We start from the raw sequence: 21,936 nt of genomic DNA, 5'->3' as shown, positions 1-21,936 counted from the left end.
CACTGGCTGCGCGGGCAGCACGAATAGCGGTCCGTCACGGTGACGGGCCGAGCGATGAGTGTCAGGTGATGCGGCTCAGGCGAGGGAGAGGAAGAGCTTCTCCAGCTCCTCCTGCGTCAGGCCCTCGGCCTCGGCGGTGCCGTCCGGGTCGGCGACGCAGTCACGCATCGCGGCCGAGATGATGGCGAACCCGGCGCGGTCCAGCGCGCTGGTGACGGCGGAGAGCTGCGTCACGATGTCGCGGCACGTGTCGCCGGCCTCAACGGAGGCGATGACCGCGTTCAGTTGCCCCTGCGCGCGCTTGAGCCGATTCGTGATGCGCTTGCGCGTTGCCGCCTGCTCCTCGGGGGTGCCGGTGATCATCATGCGTGGACCTCTTCTCTGACAAGGATGCTGGCGGCCTCATCGCCCCACCACTGGCGGAGGGTCTGCGTCCCGCCCGACAGGGAGAGCGCGTCAAAGCCGTTGCCTACCAGGATGCGGTAGGCGATGTTCGATCGGACACCCGCCGCGCACAGAGCCGCGATCGGGCGACCCTGCGCGGCTTCGCGCACCTCGTCGAGGCGCTCGCGCAGTTCGGTGTGTGGAATGTTCAGTGACCCCTCGATGTGGCCGCTGGTGTATTCGCGGGGCGTGCGGACATCGAGGATCAGTGCGGTGTCCCGCATCTGGTCGAGCTCGTCGGCGTACCAGAGCTTCAACCTGCCGTTCTCGACGTTCTCGGCGACCATACCGACGAGGTTCACGGCGTCTTTGGCCTGGCCATACGGCGGGGAGTAGGCAAGATCGAGATCCATGAGGTCGGTCGCGGGCAAGCCGGCGCGAATCGCTGTGGCCAGCACGTCGATGCGCTTGTCCACGCCCTCGTAGCCCACGGCCTGCGCGCCGAGGATTCGCCCGTCGCGCTTCGAGATGTGCACGATCAGGTGCACGGTCGAGGCGCCGGGAAAGTAGCCGGCGTGCTGCATCGGGTGCAGGTGGATCGTCGTGTAGTCGATCCCTGCCGCATCCAGGCTCGCGCGGTTCGCGCCGGTCATCGCCGCTGTGATCTCGCCGACCCGCACGATGGCGGTCCCCACGGGCTGCGGGATGGGACGGCCCCCGGCCATACCGAAGATGTCGTCGGCGATGAGCCTCCCGGCGCGGTTGGCTGGGCCCGCAAGCGGCACGGGACGCTGGATGCCGGTGACGGCATCCGTACTGATGACCGCGTCGCCGGCAGCCCACACTCCGTGGGCGGAGGTGCGCCCGCGATCATCGACGACGATGGCGCCGCGAACGGTCTCGATCCCTGCCGCCTCGACGAACCCGGTATCGGGGCGAACGCCCACGGAGAGGACGACGAGGTCGGTCGGGATGCGCGTGCCGTCCGCGAGGATCACCACATCCTCGGTGTCGCCGACCTCGACGCTCTCGGCAGCGACACCGGCGTGAACACGGATGCCGAGTTGACGCAGTTGCGTCGTCACGACCGACGCCATCTCACGCTCGAGGGGAGGAAGCACGTGTGGGGCCAGCTCGACGACGTCGACCTCGAGTCCGCGGTGACGCAGGGCTTCGGCGGCTTCGAGGCCGATGAACCCGGCGCCGAGCACGACCCCACGTCGAGCACCGTCATCGACCCACTTCTTCAGCGTTACGGCGTCCGCCACGGTGCGAAGTGTCCGCACTCGCGGTGAGTCGAGCCCGGGGAGCGGCGGCCGGATGGCAACGGCGCCGGGTGCGAGCACGAGTGCGTCGTAGGACAGTTCGTCGACGCCGGATGCTGACGCGACAGTGACGGTCTTCGCCGTCGTGTCGATCGCTGTCACGTCGTGCCCTGTCCGCACGTCGAGGTTCAGGCTCGCGCGCAGCGTCTTGGGAGTGTGCAGGAGGAGCGACCCCTCGTGGGGGATCTCGCCGCCGACGTGGTACGGGAGGCCGCAGTTCGCGAACGAGACTTCGGGGCCGCGCTCGAGCACGATGATCTCGGCTGACTCGTCGTGACGGCGGGCGCGGGCGGCCGCGCTCATCCCAGCGGCCACGCCGCCTACGATGACGATGCGCATTGAGCACTCTCTTTCTTGCGGGGGAGGGTGCTCCGAATATACCCCTAGGGGTATCAGGAATGCAATTCGCCTGACCTCTCGGCGGCGATCTGCGCAATCCTCTCGACGACGATCCGAACGCCGCGCCGTGCCCCGGTGTCGCGGCGGGTCAGCAGGTCGACGTGGCGTCCAAGCCTCACGTCCTCGATCGGCAGCAACACCACCTGATCGGCGAAGGAGGGGCCGAGACCCGTGTATCGCGGTAGGAGACCGATCGTGTTCGTGCGAGCGATGATCGCCGCGGCGACGTTGAACTCGTTGACCCGGTGCGCGATTCGCAGGGGCCTGCCTGTGCTCGCCGAGACTGCCTGCGCGAGCAGTGGCTCCAGGGGAAAGCCCTCGTGCGCCGCGGTCCACACCTCGTCGACGACCTCGGACAGGCGCACCGACGAACGCGTTGCGAGGCGGTGCGACACGCTCACTGCCACATCGAGCGGCTCATCCATCACAGGAATGGCGTTCACGCGCGCACTCTGCCAGGGCGCCGACCCGAGCGGTCGGTGGGCGATCACGATGTCGTAGTCGGCGGCGAGGAGCGGAAACTCCTCGGTCGACACATCCTCGTCCCGGACGTGTACCTCAGGACCCGAGGGATCTGACGCGGATTGCTCGATGAGGGCGGGAAACCACGCCAGAGCCGCGCTGTGGAAGGCGGTCACTGTCACCGCCTCGTTGCTGCGGGAAAGAAAATCGTCGACAGCACCCTCGGTGCGCGCGAGCGCGGCGAGAACATCTTCCGCCGCATCCGCTACCCGCGCACCGGCGGCGGTGAGGGCCAAGACGCGACCGCGTTGCTCGGTGAGCGCGATAGGGGTCGCTCGCTGCAGGGCGGCCAGCTGTTGTGACACAGCAGAGGGGGAGATGTGCAGAGCGTGGGCGACGGCCGTCACCGATCCGCGGTCGCGCAGCTCCCGTAACGTTCGGAGATGATGCACGTCCATTAAGCAATGCTTACACATTGTTGAAACAAGCTCCCGTTGTTCTGAACTGAACGCACGGGAGAGGGTGAGCTCATGGTTCCTCATCGATTCGCGCCCGATGCCGTGTTGCTCGCCGTAGCGATCGTCTGGGGTGGTAGTTACCTCGGCGCGAAGGATCTCGCTGAAGCGTCGTCCGTCGCTGCGGTCCTGTGTCTGCGCTTCCTGCCGGCGGCATTGGTCCTGCTGGCTGTCGTGACGTGGCGCCGCCAACTTCGCGTGTTGGGAACCGTCGCGGCGCCGGGGGTGATCCTCGGTATCGTGCGGGCAGCGACAATCGCCCTGGAGACGATCGGGGTGACTCTCACCAGCGCCACCAACGCCGGTCTTCTCATCGGCCTATCGGTGCTCATCACCCCCGTCATCGAGTCCGTCGTCACTCGCCGGGCTCTGTCGGTCCGGCTCATCGCCTCCGTGTTGCTCGGCGTTGCCGGTGTCACTCTGCTGGTCGGGGGGTCGGGTCTGTCAACGCCCAGCGTGGGCGACATCCTCATCCTGTCCGCAGCCCTCACACGCGCAGCTCTCGGGGTGGCGGGCGCGCGCTTCGCGGTGTCGGGGGCGCGCGTCGTGCCCCTGACGACGATCGAGCTGGCTCTCGGCGCGCTGGTATTCACACTGTGGGGTGCGGGTCCCGCCCTCGCGAGCCTTCCTCAGTTCACGCCGGGAGACTGGGCTGTTGTCGCGTATCTCAGCGCGGGATGCACCCTCATGGCATTCCTCGGGCAGCTCTGGGCCACCAGCCGCACCTCCGCGACGCGCGCCAGCATTGTGCTGGGGACTGAGCCCGGCTGGGCTCTTGCGATCGGCGTCTTCGTCGCAGGCGACACACTGGGCGCCACAGGCATTGGCGGAGCCGCTGTGCTCCTTGCCGCGCTCATATGGGGAGCACACGCCGAGCGCCGGTGGCGCGAGCGCGGCATCCGGGAAGGTTCACCTGTCGGCCCGGCTGCGACGATGCCCGCGGAGCCAGCACGACGTGCGCCCTCGTCCAGCGCACCGTAGCGATTCGCGGGTGAGCCTCGGCTACTGCGTCGCCTCACCAAGCTCGTACCAGCGAGCCTCGAGCTCGGACTGCTCGGTCTCAAGGGCGCCGATCCGCTCCATCTCGCGCCCCAGACCGACATAGTCAGACTGGTCGTGGTCTGCCAGCGCTGCTCGCGCGCCGGTGATCTGCTGCTCGAGCTTCTCGAGCCGTCGCTCGATCGACGCAAGCTCCTTCTGCGCTGCGCGAAGATCGGCTCCCGCAAGAACCGGCTTCGCGCTGCTGGCCCGCTCCGCATCCGCCGTGGCTCGCTCCGTCGGGGTGGCAACGGTCTGCTCGCGCAGCCTCAGGTACTCGTCCACCCCACCCGGCAGGTGGCGCAATCGCCCGGAGCCGCCGGGGCCGGGAAGGATCGCGTACTGCTGATCGGTGACGCGCTCCAGGAAGTACCGGTCGTGCGAGACGACGAGCAGCGTGCCGGGCCACGAGTCGAGCAGGTCCTCCATCGCCGCGAGCATGTCGGTGTCGAGGTCGTTGGTCGGCTCATCCAGGATGAGGACGTTCGGCTGGTCGAGGAGGATCAACAGCAGCTGCAGCCTGCGTTTCTGACCTCCCGAGAGGTCGCGCACCGGCGTCGACAGTTGCACGGATGAGAAGCCGAGGCGTTCGAGCAGTTGGCCCGGCGTGAGTTCTTGCGCTTTCGAGCCGGAACCGATCATGTAGCTGGTGCGCAGTCGCCCGATCACGACCCGCACCGGATCGGCCAGGTGCTCCTCGAGTTCGTCGAGGCGCTGCGTCAGGGTCGCCACGCGCACGGTCTTGCCGCGCTTGACTCGGCCGCCCGTGGGAGCGACGCTGCCGTCGACGAGTCCCAGGAGCGTGGACTTACCGGCGCCGTTGACGCCGAGGATTCCGGTGCGCTCGCCGGGGGCAATGCGCCACTCGATGTCGCGAAGGATCTCGCGGCCATCGAAGCTCACCGAGGCATCCAGCAGATCGACGACGTCTTTGCCCAGGCGTGTGACCGCCAGTGACTGCAGTTCGGTGGAGTTGCGGATCTCGGGCACGTCCGCGATGAGGGCGTTGGCCGCGTCGATCCGGAACTTCGGCTTCGAGGTGCGGGCCGGGGCCCCGCGACGGAGCCACGCGAGCTCCTTGCGCGCGAGATTCTGTCGACGTGCCTCGATCGCGGCAGCCTGGCGATCGCGTTCGACCCGCTGCAGGATGTAGGCCGCATACCCTCCCTCGAACGGTTCGACGATCCTGTCGTGCACCTCCCACGTGAGAGTGCACACCTCGTCGAGGAACCATCGGTCGTGGGTCACGACCAGCAGCGCCCCGGCGTTCGCTGCCCACCGCTTCTTCAGATGTGCGGCGAGCCACGCGATCCCCTCGACATCGAGGTGGTTGGTCGGCTCGTCGAGGATCAGGATGTCCCAGTCGCCGATGAGGACTGCGGCGAGGGCAACGCGGCGGCGCTGACCACCCGACAGTGTCGAGAGGGGGGCGTCCCAATCGAGGTCGGTCACCAGGCCCGCCAGCACGTCGCGGATGCGGGCATCGCCCGCCCACTCGTGCTCGTCGAGGTCGCCGACGATCGCTCGTCCCACCGTCTGGTCGTCGTCGAGGGTGTCCTGCTGGTCCACGACACCGATGCGGGTACCGCCGCGCACCGTGACCTTGCCGGCATCCGGTTGCAGGCGGCCTGCGATCATGGCGAGCAGGCTCGACTTGCCGTCGCCGTTGCGGCCGACGATCCCGATCCGGTCGCCCTCCGCGATGCCGAGCGTGACGGAGTCGAAGACCACTTTCGTGGGGAACTCAAGGTGCAGCGCCTCAGCGCCGAGAAGATGTGCCATCCCCTCCAGGCTAGGCGCCGTGCGGAGTTCAGCCGCGCGTCAGTACCAGAAGCTCAGCCGCGGGGCGCCCACGGTCTGGAACACGCGCGCAATCCGGGCCGGATCGTCAGCATCGACTCGGCCCGCGCGGGCGAGGGTCGACACCGACACACCTCCCAGGAACAGGGATGACAGCTCACGCACGCCGAGCCGCAGCAGGGGCACACCGGGCGGGGGAGTCTCGACAGCCTCAACCGACGCGCGACCCTCGGCATCCGTCGTCAGCACGAACGTGCCACCCGCGATACCCAGCGGGTCGTCAACCTCGAGCGCTATCGTGTCGGCGGTCCCGAAGCGTCGGCTCGCGAGCGCTGCCGGCACATCGAGGATGCGGACGTACTGGTGGTCTGTGACCGTGATCTTCGCCGCCCGCTGGTCTGCGATCATCCACCACAGCGGCTCGTCGATGGCAAGCTCCGACGCACGCAGAATCGCGATGAGATCCATCTCGAGGAGGAACCGCCACAGGGCGGCGTACGCCTCGTCGGTCGCGGCAAGCAGCCACGACAGCTCGAGCGTGGACTCGCTGAAGTCGTGCGGGTTCTCGACGACGCGGTAGACCGCAAGCCCATCAACGTCACCCGCGGGCGAGCGGTACTGGATGGTGCGTAAGCGCTCGGCCTTCTCGGCATCGGGGCTCGTGCCGAAGAATCGATTGAGATGGCCGCCGGGAAGCGCGATCTCGCCGGGGGAGGTGTTACGCACTCGCTCGTGGAGGGCTTCCGCGACCTGCCGTGCTTGTTCGCGGGATACGAAGTCCACGCGCCCAGGTGCTTCGGGCCCGATCCACCCGGCCCGGCGCGTGCGAATCTCCCAGTTCGCCACCGCGGCAGCCGCACCGAACCCGAACCTGCCGTAGATGGTCGACTCGCTGACGGTCAGCACGGCAACGGGCAGACCGAGCGAGGCGGCGGTTCGCAACTCACCAGCCATGAGCGAACGGAGGATGCCGCGCCGACGATGGGTCGGAGCCACGGTCACCGAGCTGATCGCGCTGGCTGTCACGGTGCCGCCCGGCACGGTGAGCTCGGTCGCCCACGATGCGAAGGTCGCGACCGGAATCTCAGGTTGCGGCGAGCTGGAGTCATAGACGCCGAGCTTGCGGCGGTGCGCGGTGTGACCGACGAAGGCCTCGCGGCGAACCTCGCTCGGCTCGTCCTCCAGAAACCCACGGGCTACGGCTGACAACCACGCATCGTTGTGTGCTCTGGAGGCGCTGCCCACAGCGACCACCGTCAGGCCGTGCTGCGCAAGAGATTCCGACATTGCCGCATCGAGGGGCGCGTCGTGGAAGAACTGCACATGCTCACTCGTCATGCCTCCACGCTACGCGGAGTGGAGGACATCCCCCTGCGCTGCAGCGCAGGGGGGGGCTCAGTGGAAGGCGTACTCGAGGATCGCGACGAAGACACCGAGAAGGGCGGTGCCGATCGCGCCGAGGATCCGGATGCTCCAGTGGGCGCCCGTGCGCGAGAAGGCGATGTAACCGAGAAACGCCAGCACCGCCATGGTGGCCCATACCGCGTAGTCGGCAGCGTCGACCGCCGGCTGGCCCTGCGCACCGGCAACGAGCATGGCAATCGCCGGCAGGACAGCCGCCCAGAGCATGCCCGCCGAGTGGGAGAGGGCGTAGCGGATCGCGAGACCCAGGCGGTGCTTGCCGTGGTCGGCGAGAGTGTGGGCGAACACATGCGCGATGAAGAAGACGACGAGCGTGCTCGACGCGGTGAGAACCACGGTCGGCACGTCGTCCTCATGGTCAGCGCTGATCATCAGCAGCGCTGAGAACACGATGAGGCCGTAGATCGCAGCGGGGGAGCGGAACCGTGCGTCGAACCACGCGTGCCATCGCGGGTGCTCGTCGATCGGTTCAGAGGCGCGTTCGGTGTCTGTCATGTGTCGAACCCCAGGGAAAGTTTGCGCAGCAGGGCTGCGAGTCGGTCGCGGTCGGCGCGGGAGAGGCTGTCCAGGAGTACCGCTTCGGCATCCACGAGGCGCGTGATGGCGGCATCCACCCGTGTCCGTCCCTCCTCCGTGAGCGTCACGAGGATGCCGCGCCCGTCGCCCGGATCGGACTCGCGACGCACCAGGCGGCGCCCTACGAGCCGGTCGATGCGGTTGGTCATCGTGCCCGACGAGACAAGTGTCTGCTGCAGCAACTGCTTCGGGCTGAGCTGGAACGGCTCGCCCGCCCGTCGTAGTGCCGACAGGACATCCCACTCCCACGGCTCGAGCTCGGAACGGCGGAAGGCCTCCCGGCGCGCCCGATCGAGGTGCCGGGACAGGCGGTCGACCCGCGAGAGAACCTCGAGGGGAGAGAAGTCCAAGTCTGGCCGCTGGGTACTCCACGCGCCGACGATGCGGTCGACTTCGTCGGATTCAGCGGGCACTGAGCCATTATCTCGGCAGCAGGTCATTGTCGCGGGTGGCAGAGCCGTTATCCCGGCTGACACGTCCTCTGGCAGACTGGAACGCGGCCGCGTCACGCGCCGGTCCGCCGTGGTGTAATGGCAGCACGACAGCCTTTGGAGCTGTGAAGTCTAGGTTCGAGTCCTGGCGGCGGAGCATGGCTGAGAACCCAACCCCCGTCGCCGTCGTCATTCTGGCGGCAGGCCAGGGGACCCGGATGAAGTCCGCCACCCCGAAGGTCCTTCACCAGATCGGTGGGCTTCCGCTGATCGGCCATGTGTTGCGTACCGCGTCGGCACTGGCCCCGGCGCGCGCTGTCGTCGTGGTCCGTCACGAGCGCGATCTCGTCGCGGACGCCGTCACTGGCCTGCTTCCGGGAGTCGATGTCGTCGACCAGGACGAGATTCCCGGCACCGGTCGCGCAGTGGAACTGGCGCTTGCCGCGCTCGATGGATTCGACGGGGACGTGCTGGTGCTGAGCGCCGATGTGCCCCTGGTCGAGGTCAGCGTCGTCGAGGGGCTGCTCGCCCGCCATCGTGCAGCGGCGGCGGGTGCGACGCTGCTGTGCGCGACGCTCGATGACGCCACGGGGTACGGTCGCGTCATCCGCGGTGCCGACGGGGAGGTCGACCGCATCGTCGAACAGAAGGATGCGTCACCCGACGAGCTCGCTGTGCGGGAGATCAACACCGGCATCTACGTGTTCCGTGCCGCGCAGTTGCGCACGAGCCTTGCCTCCGTCGGTACGGCCAACGCCCAGGGTGAGAAGTACCTCACTGACGTCATCGGCATCCTCCGCGGGGCAGGCGAGGTCGTCGCGGCATCCGAGGCTCCTGCGGCACAGGACGCGCTCGGCGTGAACGACCGAGTGCAGCTGTCGGAGGCTGCGCGCACACTCAACGCGCGGACCGTGCGTCGCTGGCAGCTCGAAGGTGCGACGATCCTCGACCCGGCATCGACCTGGATCGATGTGACGGCCAGTCTCGCTCCGGATGTCACGGTGCTGCCGAACACGCATGTCCTGCGCGCCACGACCGTCGAGCGCGGCGCGACGATCGGCCCTGACACCTCACTCGTTGACTGCGAGGTGGGGGAGAACGCGACGGTCACTCGCACCGACGCGACGCTGGCTGTCATCGGACGAGGCGCGACGGTTGGTCCGTTCGCGTATCTTCGCCCCGGCGCGACCCTGGACGCGCAGAGCAAGGTCGGCACGTTCGTCGAGATCAAAAACTCCACGATCGGTGAGCGAAGCAAGGTTCCGCACCTGTCCTACATCGGTGACACCACGATCGGGCGCGGCGTCAACCTGGGCGCCGGGGCGATCACCGCCAACTACGACGATCTCGCCAAGCACCGCACCGAGATCGGTGATGAGGTCCACTCCGGGTCGCACAACGTCTTCGTCGCGCCCGTTAGGATCGGAGACGGTGCGAAGACCGGCGCCGGTGCCGTCATCCGCAAAGATGTCCCTCCCGGTGCGCTGGCTCTGAGCGTTGCCCCTCAGCGCAACATCGAGGGATGGGTCGAGAACAACAGACCGGGAACAGCCGCCGCCGAGGTAGCTGCGCGTGCCCGGTCCGCACAGGAAGCGGACGATGGCGAGCAAGAACAAGACGGTTGATCTCGACAGGGACAGCGGTATCGCTCCCGGCCTGGTCGCCAAGACCAAGAAGCGCCTGGTCGTTGCAACCGGCCGCTCGCACCCGAGCCTTGCCGACGATGTTGCGACGGCGCTCGGCACGAATCTCGTCCCGACGGAGTACCGCACTTTCGCGTCCGGCGAGATCCTGACACGCTTCGAGGTCTCGATCCGCGGCTGCGACCTGTTCCTGATCCAGTCCTTCGGCCCGCCCGTCAACGAATGGATGATGGAGCTGCTGATCATGCTGGATGCTGCGAAGCGGGCCTCCGCGAAGCGGATCACGGTCGTCGCGCCCTACTTCCCGTACTCCCGGCAAGACAAGAAGGGGCGCGGGCGTGAGCCGATCAGCGCTCGCCTCGTCGCGGACCTGGTCAAGACGGCAGGCGCCGACCGCGTCATGAGCGTCGATCTGCACGCCGCTCAGATCCAGGGCTTCTTCGACGGTCCCGTCGATCACCTCTTCGCCAAGCCTGTGCTGCTGGAGTACTTCGAAGAGAACCTCTCGCCCGAAGACCGCGCCAAACTCACCGTCGTCTCGCCGGACACCGGACGCGTCCGCGTCGCCGACACGTGGTCGGACAGCCTGGGTGCGCCGCTGGCGATCATCCACAAGCGGCGCGACCCGAACGTGGCGAACCAGGTCACCGTCAGCGAGATCGTCGGCCAGGTCGAAGGCCGCGTCTGCCTCCTCGTCGACGACATGATCGACACCGGCGGCACGATCGTCAAAGCCGCGCAGGCCCTGAAGAAGAGCGGCGCCGAGCGTGTCATCGTCGCGGCAACCCACGCCGTGTTCAGTGATCCGGCCAGCGAGCGGCTGCAGGATGCGTCCATCGATGAGGTCGTGGTGACCGACACGATTCCGATCCCCGACCGAAAGCGCTGGGACTCCCTCACCGTGCTTCCGATCGCGCCGCTGCTGGCGCGCGCGATCCGCGAAGTGTTCGAGGACGGCTCGGTCACGAGCATGTTCGACGGCGCGGCCTGAGCCGACATCCTTGCGCGTTCGTCGCCGCCTCAAAGCCTATGCATAGGCATGAAAGCGAAGATGGCGGAGACGATCCCCAGGAAGGATGCTCATGATTCGCACCCCCTCCCGCCCGGTACGCGTCGGCGTCGCCCTCGTCGGCGTTGCCGGTGCTCTGAGCCTTGCCGGCTGCGGCACGGCAGCCGACACCGGATCTGCGCAGACGGGTGCCGGAACAGCCGACACGAGCTCGGGATCGAGCTCTTCCGGCGGCTACGCGGATGGCACCTACACCGCGGAGGGGTCGTACGCGACGCCTGAGTCGGTGGAAACGGTCACGGTGACGCTGACGATCGCCGACGACATCGTGACGGATGTCGAGGTCACGGGTGACCCGCAGGCGCGCGAGTCCGAGCAGTATCAGTCACAGTTCATCGGCGGCATCAGCGACGAGGTCGTGGGCAAGAGCCTCGACGACGTCTCGGTCAGCCGGGTGTCGGGATCCTCGTTGACCAGCGGTGGTTTCATGCAGGCCCTCGAGCTCATCAAGTCCGAGGCTGCCGCCTGATCTTGTCGATCTGATGAGACACGAGGCCCGTGCGAACGGGGAGCCAGCGGGGGGTTGGCGCTTCGAGGCGACCGGCACGCAGTGGATGATCGACACTCACGAGCCGCTCACGGACGGGGAGCGCGCCGCCGTGCGCGCGCTGATCGAGGACTTCGATCGGGAGTGGTCGCGCTTTCGCGAGGACTCCACGGTGAGCGCGCTGGCGTCGGGTGGCTCGCGTGCTCTTCCCCCTGACGCGGAGGTGATGTTCGCTGTCTACGACGACCTCGGCGCGGCAACGGATGGGGCGGTGAACCCGCTCGTGGGGGTCTCGCTCGAAGCCCTCGGTTATGACGCATCGTATTCGCTGCGTCCGAGCGACCCCGTCAGCGCCCCACGCGACTGGCGTCGAGTCATCTCCACCGGCGATGGTGCGCTCACGGTCTCGCTACCGGCGCTCATCGATGTCGGCGCGATCGGAAAGGGTCGCCTCGTCGATCTCGTCCTTGAGTACCTCGAGGATGCCGAGCGAGCCTCCCTCACTGTCGATGCTGGCGGTGATGTCCGTTGCTCGGGTTCGCGTGAGCGGATCGGACTCGAGCATCCGTACGATTCGACGCGGATCATCGGTGTCGTTGATCTCGAGGATGCGGCGCTGTGTGCCTCGGCGACGAACCGGCGTGCCTGGGGCGACGGCCTGCACCACGTCCTGGACGCTCGGACAGGCGTGCCGGTTCGAACCATCGCAGCGACCTGGGCTGTTGCCCCGACGGCGATGCTGGCTGACGCGGCGGCTACCGCCCTGTTCTTCGATGGCGGCGCGGAACTCGCGTATCGGTGGGGCGTCGAGTGGGTGCGGATGACGACGACCGGACGTGTCGAATGGTCTCCCGGATTCGGGACAGAGCGGTGTAGGGCAGAGTTGTTCACATGATCGGATGGCTGACCGCAGGGTGGAATCGTGTGTTCGCGGTGCTCGGCAAGGTCTCGATGTATCGCATGGTCTTCCTGGCACTCCTTGCCCTGACCGTGGTCGCGTTCGGAGTCTCGTTCTTCGGACTGGTCGCTCCCAGCCCGCTGGAGTTGCTCGCCACCCTCGCGGTGCTTGCCGTCGCGTGCGGCATCGTCGATGTTGTCGCGCACCGGATCATCGGGCAATCGCTCCGGCTCGAGTCCTCGGTGATCACCGCGTTCATCCTGCTGTTCGTCCTGAGACCCACGCTCGAACCGGCAGCGCTGGTGGGCATCGCGCTGGCAGGGGCCGTGGCAGCGGCATCCAAGTACCTGTTGGCCTGGCGCGGCCGCCACATCTTCAACCCGGCCGCGGCTGGCGCCGCGGTGCTCACGGTCGTGAGCATCTGGATTCCGGCGCTCGGTGCCTCGGCGTGGTGGGTGGGAACGCCAGTGCTCGCAGCCCCCGTCGTCGTTCTCGGTCTGGCGGTGCTGTGGCGCACCGAGAAGATCCGCGTGGTCCTCGTGTTTCTGCTGATCGCCGTCGCAGTCGGCTTCGTGCGCACGACGATCCAGTACCAGACGGCGGGTCTCGCGGTCGATGCGCTGACGATCTTCTGGTCGCTGCTGTGGTCCTCGCCGTTCCTGTTCCTCGGTGTGTTCATGCTGTCCGAGCCGCTGACGCTCCCGCCTCGGCGCTGGCAGCAGTTCCTCGTCGCGGGTGTCGTCGGCGTTCTTGCCGGGTGGCCGATCTCTCTCGGTGAGATCACCCTCGGCCAAGAGCGCGCGCTGTTGGTGGGGAACCTCGTTGCCTTCGCGTTCTCGGTGCGTGCTGCTGTTCGGCTGACCCTGGACTCGCGCGAGATGATCACTCCGACGGTACGGATGCTGACCTTCACCGCCAAGCGCCGCATCCGTTTCCTTCCCGGGCAGTACCTCGAGCTCGACGTGCCGCACCGCAGGCCTGACGCACGCGGTACGCGCCGTGAGTTCAGCATCGCGTCCGCGCCGGAAGACCTCCCGACGATCCGTATCGCCTTCCGGGAGTACCCGGAGGGCTCGGGCGGACCTGCGCCCAGCTCGTACAAGCGCGCGCTCGCGGAGGTCGACGCGGGAGCATCCCTGGCCGTCACCGGAATCTGGGGAGACTTCGTGCTGCCGAACCGGGCTGACAGTCAGCTCCTCATGGTCGCCGCCGGAATCGGCATCACGCCGTTCGTGTCGCAGCTGCGCCATCTTCACGCGAGCGGGCAGGGCCGAGACATCGTTCTGGTCTACGTCGCCTCCGAGGCTGCCGAGCTCGCCTTCCGTGACGACATCGCGGCATCCGGGGTGCCCGTGGTCGTCTTCACGCGTGATGACCCGGGACCGCTGCCTGCGAACTGGCAGTGGGCGCGCGGTGTGCGCCTGGACGCGCCCGGCCTGCTGCAGGTCGTCCCCGACCTGCATGCCCGGCACGCTGCGATCTCGGGCCCGCCCCGCCTGATCGCCGACCTCGCGCCGGCTCTCGAGCGGGGAAAGTCGGTCACAACCGACGCTTTCAGCGGCTACTGAGCGGCACCCGTCGGAGCCGCATCGGTGAGGCCGGCGCCGGCTCGACCCAGGTCTTCAGGAAGCGGAAGGCGCACGGTGAACGTCGTGTCCCCGGGGCGGCTCTGCACCGAGATCTCACCGTGGTGAGCGTGCACGATCGCACGCGCTATCGAGAGGCCGAGCCCGGTTCCACCGGTTTGCCGGGCGCGTGATCTGTCGGCGCGCGAAAACCTCTCGAACAGTTCGTCGGCGATGGCGGGCTCGATCCCCGGCCCGTTGTCATGGACACGGATCACCGCGGTATCCGTCTGAGACTCGCTCTCGGCCGCGTCCTCGCGACCGACCGAGAGGGTGACCTCGGTCCCCGCGGGGGTATGAGTCCGTGCGTTTGCGAGCATGTTCACGACCACCTGCTGCAGCCGGGCGGAGTCGCCGGGCACCGTCACCGGCTCCTCGTCCACCTCCAGCAGCCAGACGTGCTCAGGACCTGCGACCTGCGCATCGCCGAGCGCCTCGACGGCAAGCTGCGTGAGATCCACGACCCCGTAGACGAGCTCTTGGCCCTCGTCGAGTCGCGCGAGAAGCAGAAGGTCTTCCACAAGCCGCGTCATCCGCAACGACTGCGCCTGAATCCGAGACAGAGCCGATTCTGTGGACTCGCTCAGCTCGGGGTCGCGCAGCGACAGTTCCGAGTAGCCGCGGATCGAGGCGAGAGGTGTGCGCAGCTCGTGACTGGCATCTGCGACAAACCGTCGCATCCGCTCCTCGTTGCGCTGGCGCGCCTCCAGCGACGCGTCGACGTGGTCCAAGAGGGTGTTCAGGGCATGGCCGACGCGCCCGATCTCGGTGTGCTCGTCGGTTTCCGACTCCGGCACCCGATCAGCGATCGAGACGGCACCCTCGGCCATCGGCATGCTCGCGACGCGCTCAGCAGTATCGGCTACCACGCGAAGCGGCCGCAGACTCCGCCGCACGATCACCGTCACCGCAAGCCCCAGAAGCACCAGGCCGCCCGTGGTCAGCAGCGCGACGGTCGTCGCGATCTGCGCGAGCGTCGCCGTCACCTGGCTGACCGGAAGGCCCGAGGCTATCGCGAAGCTGCCCCCACCGAGTGCGACCATCCGGTAGGTGCCGACGCCGTCGATGGTGATCTCGCGAACGGGGCCACCCTCGCCCGGCTGGATCAGCTGCTGCACGATCTGGTCGACCTGCGAGTCATCGAGAGTTGTCACGGTTCCGGCAGCATCGACATACCCGCCCGTGACGGATCCGAAGGCTGACTCGATGACGATGAGAAAGCCCGGCTCGAACGGTCCCGAAGCCAGGAGGGCCGCGGCATCCTCGGTGCCCGCGGCAACCTGGGGCGCGTCGTGGACGGTTCGCAGCGCCTTCGCGGTGGCTTCGGTGACCTCGTTATCGAGGTTCGACTGCAGAATCGAGCCGAGGATCGCTCCCGTGGCGATGCTGACCGTCGCGAAGATCAGCGCCACGACGGCAACGATCGTGACGACCAGGCGCCCCTCCAGACCCCACGGTCGCCATCCGCGCCGGTGAGAATCACTCACTGTGTCGGCGCCTTGATCATGTAGCCCACGCCACGCACGGTATGGATCAGCGGCTCCTTGCCCTGATCGATCTTCTTGCGCAGGTAGGAGATGTACAGTTCCACGACGCTGGATCTGCCACCGAAGTCGTAGTTCCAGACGCGATCAAGGATCTGTGCTTTGGACACGACGCGGCGCTGGTTGCGCATCAGGTAACGCAGCAGCTCGAACTCCGTTGCCGTCAGTTCGATCTCGTCGCCGCCGCGCTCGACTTCGTGGCTGTCCTCATTCAGAGACAGATCGGCCACGCGCAGAATCGGCTCGTCCTCGCTCTGCGTCGCCGTACCCGCGCGGCGCATGAGACCGCGAAGTCGTGCGACGACCTCCTCGAGACTGAACGGCTTCGTCACGTAGTCGTCGCCGCCTGCGGTGAGTCCCGCGACCCGGTCGGAGACGGCGTCCTTCGCGGTCAGAAACAGCACCGGCACGTCGTTGCCCGACTGTCGCAGCCGATGCAGCACCGCCATTCCATCGAGGTCGGGCATCATGATGTCGAGCACCATCGCATCGGGTTCGAAGTCTCGGACTGCCTGCAGAGCCTCGAATCCGGATGCCGCGGTGCGAACATCCCAGCCCTCCATGCGCAGGGCCATCGAGAGCAGATCGGTGAGCATCTGCTCGTCATCGACGACGAGGATGCGGACGGCTGCGCCGTCGGGTCGGCGCAGGGCGGGGGCCGGAGATGTCATGGACTCATTGTGATGCTCCAGCTATGGGTTTCCTATGGAGAAAGTTATGCGCCGTCTGTGAAAGTCGCGCTCACTCCTCCGTCTCGCGCGGTGCGCGATCCATAGGTTCGCCATAGCGATCCCTTCTCGGCCTCATCAGCGTCGTCCCTACCGTCGTGCCGAAGGCTGCACACAGGAGCTGAAGGAGACCCATGTACTGGACTTATCTGCGTCGCGAACTCGCTGGACGCAAGAAGCAGACGATCATCGTGGCGGTGGGCCTCGCCGTCGCGATCGCTCTCGTCATCGTCGTCAACGCTCTCTCTGCGGGAGTCCGCGACGCACAAGCGCAAGCGCTCGAGTCCGTGTACGGCGTCGGCACCGATCTCACGGTGACGGGGGCCGCTGCGGAACCGGGCGAGGGCGGTGGTCAGCGCTTCGAGTTCGACAGCGAAGCCGGCCAGACCGAGGACGGGACCACATCGGTGTCGCAGTCGCGCCTCACGGCAGACTTCATGCGCGGCACACTGGGTGCCTCGACAGTCGAGAGCGTTGCATCCCTCGACGGGGTTGCTGCAGCATCCGGCGCGCTTTCGCTCACGAACATCACCTTCATCGGTGAGATGCCCGACAGATCACAGATGCAGCAGGGGGGACCGGGTGAATCGGGTGAGCCGCCGTCGGGCGGCCCGGACGGCGCCGGCGGCAGTGCCTTTGATCTCAACTCGTTCACCGTCCTCGGGATCGACCCTGATGACACGGCTGTCGGGCCGCTGTCGGCGGTCGAGGTTTCGGAAGGCCGTGCACTGACTGCTGACGACGCGGGGGAGCTCGTCGCTGTTGTGGACGCGACGTATGCGACCACCAACGAGATCGCCGTCGGGGACACGATCGATGTCGGCGGCTCCGACGTCGAGGTCGTCGGGATCATCACCTCGACCTCGAGCGACGCCGACACCGCGGCCAACGTGTACATCCCGCTCGATGTCGCACAGTCACTGGCAGGGCTCGAGGACGTCGTGTCGACGGTCTACGTCCAGGCGACCTCGGCCGACCAGATCGAGGCGGTCCAGGCAGAGATCGAGGGAAGCGTCGCCGACGTCACCGTCAGCTCCCAGTCCGATCTGGCATCGACAGTCTCGTCGTCCCTCTCGAGCGCCTCATCACTCATCACGAACCTCGGAACATGGCTGTCGATCCTCGTGCTCGCCGTCGCACTGGCGCTGGCCGTGCTCTTCACGATCTCGGGCGTGACACGGCGCACCCGGGAGTTCGGAACCCTCAAGGCGATCGGATGGTCCAACGGCCGCGTGGTCGGGCAGGTAGCCGGTGAATCGGTGATTCAAGGTCTGATCGGTGGTGCCATCGGCCTGGCGATCGGGCTTGCGGGGATCGGGATCATCAACCTGATCTCACCGACGATCTCCTCGACGTCCTCGACCACCGGTCAGGGCGGACCCGGCCAAGGAGGCGGTCCGATGGGCGGAGGGTTCGGAGGGATGGCGCAGCAAACGGCAACGGATGTCGTTCTTCACGCTCCCGTCACGCTCTGGGTGGTAGCTGCGGCGGTCGGAATCGCCATCGCCGGAGGACTGATCGCCGGTGCCTTCGGTGGTTGGCGTGCAGCCCGGCTGAGCCCCGCCGAAGCACTGCGGTCGGTCGGCTAGGCACATGAACACTGTCGCGAACGAATCTGTCACGAACGAACAGGAGAACTCCATGAGCATGATCCACCCCGCGCCGGCATCCGTCGACGCAGCCGCATCGTCGCCGATATACGCCTTGCAGGCGGTCATCCGCGAGTACCAGCAGAAGAACCGGAAGATCCGCGCCCTGGCGGGCGTCGATCTCGAGATCCGCGAAGGAGAATTCGTCACCATCCAGGGTCCGACGGGCGGGGGAAAGTCCACCCTCCTGCAGATGCTGGGTGCACTCGACCGGCCGACCTCGGGTGCCGTCAAGCTCGGGGATGTCGATGTGGCGAAAGCCTCGAACGCGAAACTCGGACGTGTCCGAGCCACCGAGGTGGGTTTCGTGTTCCAGGGGTTCAACCTGATTCCGACGCTCACCGCGCACGAGAACGTGGATATGGGACTCGAGCCGCTCGCTCTGACCGGTGCTGATCGAGCCAGCCGCGTCACCGAGGCGCTTGCCCAGGTCGGCCTGGCCGAGCGCGCCGACCATCTGCCGGGCGAGCTCTCGGGTGGGCAGCAGCAGCGCGTCGCGATCGCCCGCGCTATCGCCAAGCGCCCGCGGGTGCTCCTGGCTGACGAGCCGACGGGAAACCTGGATGAGCACATGCGTGACGAGATCCTGGAGCTGCTCGAAGGGCTCAACCGGGATGGCCTGACCCTCATCGTGGTGACGCACGATTCGGCAGTCGCCCGCCGCGCTCATCGGCGCCTGCGTCTTGAGAAGGGGAGTGTCCGCGAGATCTGACGGTACTGCGCGAACGAAAGGCCGTGACCGAGGCTGAGTCGGTCACGGCCTTTCGGCGCTCGGTGAGGTCAGTGGGTGTCGACGGCCTCGATCTCGCTGCGGTCGCCCGACCACAGCGTGTGGAACGTGCCCGCGCGGTCGATGCGCTTGTAGGTGTGTGCTCCGAAGAAGTCACGCTGACCCTGGATGAGGGCAGCCGGCAGCCGCCCCGCCCGCAGCCCGTCGTAGTAGGCAAGCGAAGACGAGAACACCGGAGCGGGGATGCCCGCCGCGGCCGACAGGGCGACGATGTTCCGCCACGCGTTCTGAGCGCCGGTGAGGGCATCCACGAAGAAGGGGGCGGTCATCAAGACCGGCAGATCGGGGGTCTGCGCGTACGCCTCGGTGATGCGGTTCAGGAACCGCGCACGGATGATGCACCCGCCCCGCCAGATCGCCGCCACGCGGCCGAGATCGATGTTCCAGCCGTAGTGCGCAGCGCCGGCACGGATGATGTCGAATCCCTGCGAGTACGCGACGATCTTGGATGCGTACAGGGCGCGACGGACCTGCTCGATGAACTCTTCGGGCTCGTCCATGAGCGCGACCCCGTCGCTCGTGTCGGGCCCAGGCAGCACTCCGGCGGTGGCCCGCTGTTCGGGGTGCGACGAGAGCGAGCGAGCGAACACCGCTTCGGCGATCCCGGATGCCGGCACGCCGAGGTCGATGGCGGTCTGTGCAGTCCACCCGCCGGTGCCTTTCGCACCGGCCTGGTCGAGGACGATGTCGACGAGCGGCAGGTTGGTGTCGCTGTCGACCTGGCGCAGCACCTCTGCGGTGATCTCGATCAGGTACGACTCGAGTTCGCCGCGGTTCCACTCGGCGAACACGTCGGCGATCTGTGCGGGGGAGTACCCGGTCGCGTGGCGGATGATGTCGTAGGCCTCGGCGATCACCTGCATGTCGGCGTACTCGATGCCGTTGTGGACCATCTTGACGAAGTGACCGGCGCCGTCGTGCCCGATGTGGGTGACGCACGGTTCGCCTTCGGCGACCGCGGCGATGCTCTTGAGGATGGGGCCGAGCGTGACCCACGACTCGTCCGATCCGCCGGGCATCAGCGACGGGCCGAGGAGTGCGCCTTCCTCACCACCGGATACCCCCATTCCGACGAAGTTGATGCCCGTCTCGCGGACAGCCTTCTCGCGGCGGATGGTGTCTGTGAACAGGGCGTTGCCACCGTCGACGATGATGTCGCCGGGCTCGAAGACGCGCAGAAGCTCGTCGATGACGGCATCCGTGCCGGCGCCTGCCTTGACCATGATGATCGCGGTTCGGGGCGTGGTGAGAGACGCTGCGAAGTCCTCGTACGAGAACGTGGCGACGAAGCCTGCTTCGGGGTGCTCCGCGACCAGGTGCTCGGTCTTCTGCGCGCTGCGGTTGAAGATCGCGACGGTGTTGCCCTCGCGGCTGGCGAGGTTGCGCGCGAGGTTGGACCCCATGACCGCGAGCCCCACGACTCCGATGTTCGCTGTCGCGGTGCTCGTCGCTGCCTGATCCGTCACGTTCACTCCCTGGGCGTCTGCGGGTGGTTGCCGCAGTCAGCCTAAGGGAACGTCGCGTCTCACTCCTTGCGGTAAGCCGAGCGGCCCATCGACCAGAAGGCCGCGACGACACCGACGAGGGTGCCGAGGGTGAGGATGCCGATCACGGCGACGAGAATGTTCGAGGTGACCTGGGCGTCCATCATTCGTCCTTGCTCTCGGGAAGCGGGCCCGTCACGGCCCGTCACCATCGTACCCGGGCCGCTGGTAGACTTGCGGACTGTACTTCGGCGAGGGATGCTCGCGCGTGCGTCCAGCACTGCTCACGGCATCCGTTATCGACGAGGGTGTGCGGCCTCACGGTTCCTCACGCGCTCGCGGTTGAGTCGAACCCCCTGACGTCCGGGCTGAGATCAGCACCCGGTCTCTGCCCAAGGAGAATGCACATGTCTGAAGACACCACCGTCCACGCCGAACTGCGCGAAAACTTCGGCAAGGGCTTCGCCCGCCGTCTGCGCGCCGCTGGCAAGATCCCCGCCGTGCTGTACGGCCACGGCACCGACCCGGTGCACGTCGCGCTCCCCGGCCACCAGATGCTGCTGCTCGTGCGCCACGCGAACGCCCTGATCGAGCTCGACATCGCCGGCAAGTCTCAGCTTGCGCTCGTAAAGGACGTTCAGAAGGACCCGGTGCGCCAGATCATCGAGCACCTCGACCTCGTCGTCATCAAGAAGGGCGAGAAGGTCCAGGTCGACGTTCCGGTTGTCGTCGTGGGCGAGTCCTTCTCGGGCACCATCGTGAACCAGGACGCAACGAGCGTCTCGCTCGAGGTCGAGGCCACCCACATCCCTCAGCACGTCGAGGTCGATGTCGAGGGCCTTGAAGAGGGCGCGCGCATCACCGCCGGCGAACTGGCACTCCCCAAGGGTGCGACGCTGGTCACCGACCCCGAGGTGCTTGTCGTTGCGATTTCGGTGCCCGCTGCCGCCGCCGCCGATGAGGCTGCCGCCGAGGACAACGCTGCCGCTGACGCCGGCGAGGCCGAGGACGCTGCGACCGAGTCGGAGTAATCCGACAGGCTGAGCGAGCCGGGAGGGCGCTGCCGTGAGCGACGCATGGCTCATCGTGGGCCTGGGCAATCCCGGCTCGCAGTACGAGCGCACCCGCCACAACGTCGGGCAGCTCGTCGTCGATGAGCTCGCGAATCGGCGTGGCGAGGGCTTTCGCTCCCACAAGGCGAACGCGCGCGTCGCTGAAGGGTGGCTGCGTCCGGGCGGACCCAAGCTCGTACTCGCCAAACCGAACACCTTCATGAACGTCTCGGGGGGACCCGTCGCAGGACTCGTGCAGTTCTACGGGATCCCCCCGCAGCGTGTCGTCATCGTTCACGACGAGCTCGACATCCCGTTCGACGCCGTGCGGCTCAAGATCGGCGGCGGGCACGGCGGTCACAATGGGGTGCGGGACGTCGCGAAGGCCCTGGGTACCCCGGACTTTCCACGGGTGCGCGTCGGAATCGGTCGTCCGCCGGGGCGCCAGGATCCAGCGGACTGGGTGCTGCAGCAGTTCCCTGCTTCTGCCCGGGAGGAACTCGCTCTCGCTGTCTCGGATGCCGCCGATGCCGTCGAGCGACTCGTTGATGAGGGTCTGCTCGCGGCGCAACAGGTTCACCACGCTCCTCGCCCCTGACCCGGGAAGGCTGGCGG

21 protein-coding genes and 1 tRNA gene are annotated in these 21,936 nt (G+C 67.3%); 11 read left to right on the top strand and 11 right to left on the bottom strand.

The genetic code is table 11. The features are described from left to right. Window positions 1-75 precede the first annotated feature (75 nt). From BGO47_RS04285 to BGO47_RS04275, 3 genes are read right to left on the bottom strand one after another with little or no spacing between them, the layout of a single operon-like run. Window positions 76-366: a metal-sensitive transcriptional regulator gene (locus tag BGO47_RS04285; RefSeq protein ID WP_195691893.1), complete on the bottom strand. Its 291-nt coding sequence runs from the start codon at window positions 364-366 to the stop codon at window positions 76-78. Beyond that, complete coding sequence (locus tag BGO47_RS04280; protein ID WP_292708893.1) at window positions 363-2,048, bottom strand: FAD-dependent oxidoreductase; 1,686 nt, start codon at window positions 2,046-2,048, stop codon at window positions 363-365. The genes BGO47_RS04285 and BGO47_RS04280 overlap by 4 nt, the downstream gene beginning before the upstream one ends. Before the next feature lie 53 nt (window positions 2,049-2,101). Then, window positions 2,102-3,028, bottom strand: coding sequence for a LysR family transcriptional regulator (locus BGO47_RS04275; RefSeq protein WP_292708891.1), 927 nt, complete (start codon window positions 3,026-3,028; stop codon window positions 2,102-2,104). Between the two features lie 72 nt (window positions 3,029-3,100). Here BGO47_RS04275 and BGO47_RS04270 point away from each other — a divergent pair, with 72 nt between their 5' ends. Further along, entirely contained in the window at window positions 3,101-4,066 is a 966-nt protein-coding gene (locus BGO47_RS04270) for a DMT family transporter (protein ID WP_292708889.1), read from the top strand. Window positions 4,067-4,087: 21 nt separating this feature from the next. Here the strand turns inward: BGO47_RS04270 and BGO47_RS04265 are convergent, their stop codons facing one another. Genes BGO47_RS04265 through BGO47_RS04250 form a run of 4 tightly spaced genes read right to left on the bottom strand, consistent with a single transcriptional unit; the run spans window position 4,088 to window position 8,334 of the window. Then, window positions 4,088-5,905, bottom strand: a complete 1,818-nt coding sequence (locus BGO47_RS04265; RefSeq protein WP_292708887.1) for an ABC-F family ATP-binding cassette domain-containing protein — start codon at window positions 5,903-5,905, stop codon at window positions 4,088-4,090. Window positions 5,906-5,944: 39 nt separating this feature from the next. Then, the gene (locus tag BGO47_RS04260; RefSeq protein WP_292708885.1) at window positions 5,945-7,261 is read right to left on the bottom strand and encodes a GNAT family N-acetyltransferase; all 1,317 of its coding nucleotides are present in this window, start codon (window positions 7,259-7,261) and stop codon (window positions 5,945-5,947) included. A gap of 57 nt (window positions 7,262-7,318) precedes the next feature. Continuing rightward, window positions 7,319-7,840 (bottom strand): hypothetical protein, encoded by a 522-nt coding sequence (locus BGO47_RS04255; protein WP_292708883.1) that lies wholly within the window; start codon window positions 7,838-7,840, stop codon window positions 7,319-7,321. Next, window positions 7,837-8,334 carry a MarR family transcriptional regulator gene (locus BGO47_RS04250; RefSeq protein WP_292708881.1) on the bottom strand — a complete coding sequence of 166 codons (498 nt, stop codon included), beginning with the start codon at window positions 8,332-8,334 and terminating at the stop codon, window positions 7,837-7,839. The genes BGO47_RS04255 and BGO47_RS04250 overlap by 4 nt, the downstream gene beginning before the upstream one ends. A gap of 103 nt (window positions 8,335-8,437) precedes the next feature. On the opposite strand from BGO47_RS04250, the gene BGO47_RS04245 reads away from it, so the two are divergent. The 6 genes from BGO47_RS04245 (at window position 8,438) to BGO47_RS04220 (ending at window position 14,017) form a co-directional block, all read left to right on the top strand. Next, window positions 8,438-8,509: transfer RNA gene (locus BGO47_RS04245), tRNA-Gln, on the top strand. Window position 8,510: 1 nt separating this feature from the next. Next, on the top strand, window positions 8,511-9,977 hold the full coding sequence (gene glmU / locus BGO47_RS04240; protein ID WP_292708879.1) for a bifunctional UDP-N-acetylglucosamine diphosphorylase/glucosamine-1-phosphate N-acetyltransferase GlmU: 1,467 nt from the start codon (window positions 8,511-8,513) through the stop codon (window positions 9,975-9,977). Continuing rightward, window positions 9,952-10,986 (top strand): ribose-phosphate diphosphokinase, encoded by a 1,035-nt coding sequence (locus BGO47_RS04235; protein WP_292708877.1) that lies wholly within the window; start codon window positions 9,952-9,954, stop codon window positions 10,984-10,986. Before glmU ends, BGO47_RS04235 begins: the two co-directional genes overlap by 26 nt. 91 nt (window positions 10,987-11,077) lie before the next feature. Next, window positions 11,078-11,533 (top strand): FMN-binding protein, encoded by a 456-nt coding sequence (locus tag BGO47_RS04230; RefSeq protein ID WP_292708875.1) that lies wholly within the window; start codon window positions 11,078-11,080, stop codon window positions 11,531-11,533. An 85-nt stretch (window positions 11,534-11,618) separates the two neighbouring features. Beyond that, window positions 11,619-12,446, top strand: coding sequence for an FAD:protein FMN transferase (locus BGO47_RS04225; RefSeq protein ID WP_292708873.1), 828 nt, complete (start codon window positions 11,619-11,621; stop codon window positions 12,444-12,446). Then, window positions 12,443-14,017 carry a flavodoxin reductase gene (locus BGO47_RS04220; RefSeq protein ID WP_292708871.1) on the top strand — a complete coding sequence of 525 codons (1,575 nt, stop codon included), beginning with the start codon at window positions 12,443-12,445 and terminating at the stop codon, window positions 14,015-14,017. The genes BGO47_RS04225 and BGO47_RS04220 overlap by 4 nt, the downstream gene beginning before the upstream one ends. Here BGO47_RS04220 and BGO47_RS04215 read toward each other — a convergent pair. Both BGO47_RS04215 and BGO47_RS04210 read right to left on the bottom strand, forming a co-directional pair. Beyond that, the gene (locus BGO47_RS04215) at window positions 14,011-15,561 is read right to left on the bottom strand and encodes an ATP-binding protein (RefSeq protein WP_292708869.1); all 1,551 of its coding nucleotides are present in this window, start codon (window positions 15,559-15,561) and stop codon (window positions 14,011-14,013) included. The two genes, BGO47_RS04220 and BGO47_RS04215, sit on opposite strands and share 7 nt — an antisense overlap. After that, a complete protein-coding gene (locus BGO47_RS04210; protein ID WP_292708868.1) occupies window positions 15,558-16,289 on the bottom strand; it encodes a response regulator transcription factor in 732 nt (243 codons plus the stop codon). The genes BGO47_RS04215 and BGO47_RS04210 overlap by 4 nt, the downstream gene beginning before the upstream one ends. Before the next feature lie 191 nt (window positions 16,290-16,480). On the opposite strand from BGO47_RS04210, the gene BGO47_RS04205 reads away from it, so the two are divergent. Next, a complete protein-coding gene (locus tag BGO47_RS04205; protein ID WP_292708866.1) occupies window positions 16,481-17,935 on the top strand; it encodes an ABC transporter permease in 1,455 nt (484 codons plus the stop codon). A 52-nt stretch (window positions 17,936-17,987) separates the two neighbouring features. After that, the gene (locus tag BGO47_RS04200) at window positions 17,988-18,707 is read left to right on the top strand and encodes an ABC transporter ATP-binding protein (RefSeq protein ID WP_292709204.1); all 720 of its coding nucleotides are present in this window, start codon (window positions 17,988-17,990) and stop codon (window positions 18,705-18,707) included. A 68-nt stretch (window positions 18,708-18,775) separates the two neighbouring features. Here the strand turns inward: BGO47_RS04200 and gndA are convergent, their stop codons facing one another. Both gndA and BGO47_RS04190 read right to left on the bottom strand, forming a co-directional pair. After that, window positions 18,776-20,251: an NADP-dependent phosphogluconate dehydrogenase gene (gene gndA, locus BGO47_RS04195; RefSeq protein ID WP_292708864.1), complete on the bottom strand. Its 1,476-nt coding sequence runs from the start codon at window positions 20,249-20,251 to the stop codon at window positions 18,776-18,778. A gap of 59 nt (window positions 20,252-20,310) precedes the next feature. Beyond that, window positions 20,311-20,433 carry a hypothetical protein gene (locus BGO47_RS04190; protein WP_267490521.1) on the bottom strand — a complete coding sequence of 41 codons (123 nt, stop codon included), beginning with the start codon at window positions 20,431-20,433 and terminating at the stop codon, window positions 20,311-20,313. A 243-nt stretch (window positions 20,434-20,676) separates the two neighbouring features. Here BGO47_RS04190 and BGO47_RS04185 point away from each other — a divergent pair, with 243 nt between their 5' ends. Further along, the gene (locus BGO47_RS04185) at window positions 20,677-21,300 is read left to right on the top strand and encodes a 50S ribosomal protein L25/general stress protein Ctc (protein ID WP_292708861.1); all 624 of its coding nucleotides are present in this window, start codon (window positions 20,677-20,679) and stop codon (window positions 21,298-21,300) included. A gap of 34 nt (window positions 21,301-21,334) precedes the next feature. Next, window positions 21,335-21,919: an aminoacyl-tRNA hydrolase gene (gene pth / locus BGO47_RS04180; protein WP_292708859.1), complete on the top strand. Its 585-nt coding sequence runs from the start codon at window positions 21,335-21,337 to the stop codon at window positions 21,917-21,919. Window positions 21,920-21,936 lie beyond the last annotated feature (17 nt).

This window comes from Microbacterium sp. 67-17, assembly GCF_001898325.1.
Classification (GTDB): domain Bacteria; phylum Actinomycetota; class Actinomycetes; order Actinomycetales; family Microbacteriaceae; genus Microbacterium; species Microbacterium schleiferi.
This window is presented reverse-complemented; position numbering and strand designations above follow the sequence as displayed.

Excerpts from the sequence above, each read along its gene's own strand:
- BGO47_RS04285 (WP_195691893.1), bottom strand. The coding sequence starts at position 366 with ATGATGATCACCGGCACCCCCGAGGAGCAGGCGGCAACGCGCAAGCGC.
- BGO47_RS04280 (WP_292708893.1), bottom strand. The coding sequence starts at position 2,048 with ATGCGCATCGTCATCGTAGGCGGCGTGGCCGCTGGGATGAGCGCGGCC.
- BGO47_RS04275 (WP_292708891.1), bottom strand. The coding sequence starts at position 3,028 with ATGGACGTGCATCATCTCCGAACGTTACGGGAGCTGCGCGACCGCGGA.
- BGO47_RS04270 (WP_292708889.1), top strand. The coding sequence starts at position 3,101 with ATGGTTCCTCATCGATTCGCGCCCGATGCCGTGTTGCTCGCCGTAGCG.
- BGO47_RS04265 (WP_292708887.1), bottom strand. The coding sequence starts at position 5,905 with ATGGCACATCTTCTCGGCGCTGAGGCGCTGCACCTTGAGTTCCCCACG.
- BGO47_RS04260 (WP_292708885.1), bottom strand. The coding sequence starts at position 7,261 with ATGACGAGTGAGCATGTGCAGTTCTTCCACGACGCGCCCCTCGATGCG.
- BGO47_RS04255 (WP_292708883.1), bottom strand. The coding sequence starts at position 7,840 with ATGACAGACACCGAACGCGCCTCTGAACCGATCGACGAGCACCCGCGA.
- glmU (WP_292708879.1), top strand. The coding sequence starts at position 8,511 with ATGGCTGAGAACCCAACCCCCGTCGCCGTCGTCATTCTGGCGGCAGGC.
- BGO47_RS04235 (WP_292708877.1), top strand. The coding sequence starts at position 9,952 with ATGGCGAGCAAGAACAAGACGGTTGATCTCGACAGGGACAGCGGTATC.
- BGO47_RS04230 (WP_292708875.1), top strand. The coding sequence starts at position 11,078 with ATGATTCGCACCCCCTCCCGCCCGGTACGCGTCGGCGTCGCCCTCGTC.
- BGO47_RS04225 (WP_292708873.1), top strand. The coding sequence starts at position 11,619 with ATGATCGACACTCACGAGCCGCTCACGGACGGGGAGCGCGCCGCCGTG.
- BGO47_RS04220 (WP_292708871.1), top strand. The coding sequence starts at position 12,443 with ATGATCGGATGGCTGACCGCAGGGTGGAATCGTGTGTTCGCGGTGCTC.
- BGO47_RS04210 (WP_292708868.1), bottom strand. The coding sequence starts at position 16,289 with ATGACATCTCCGGCCCCCGCCCTGCGCCGACCCGACGGCGCAGCCGTC.
- BGO47_RS04205 (WP_292708866.1), top strand. The coding sequence starts at position 16,481 with ATGTACTGGACTTATCTGCGTCGCGAACTCGCTGGACGCAAGAAGCAG.
- BGO47_RS04200 (WP_292709204.1), top strand. The coding sequence starts at position 17,988 with ATGAGCATGATCCACCCCGCGCCGGCATCCGTCGACGCAGCCGCATCG.
- BGO47_RS04190 (WP_267490521.1), bottom strand. The coding sequence starts at position 20,433 with ATGGACGCCCAGGTCACCTCGAACATTCTCGTCGCCGTGATCGGCATC.
- BGO47_RS04185 (WP_292708861.1), top strand. The coding sequence starts at position 20,677 with ATGTCTGAAGACACCACCGTCCACGCCGAACTGCGCGAAAACTTCGGC.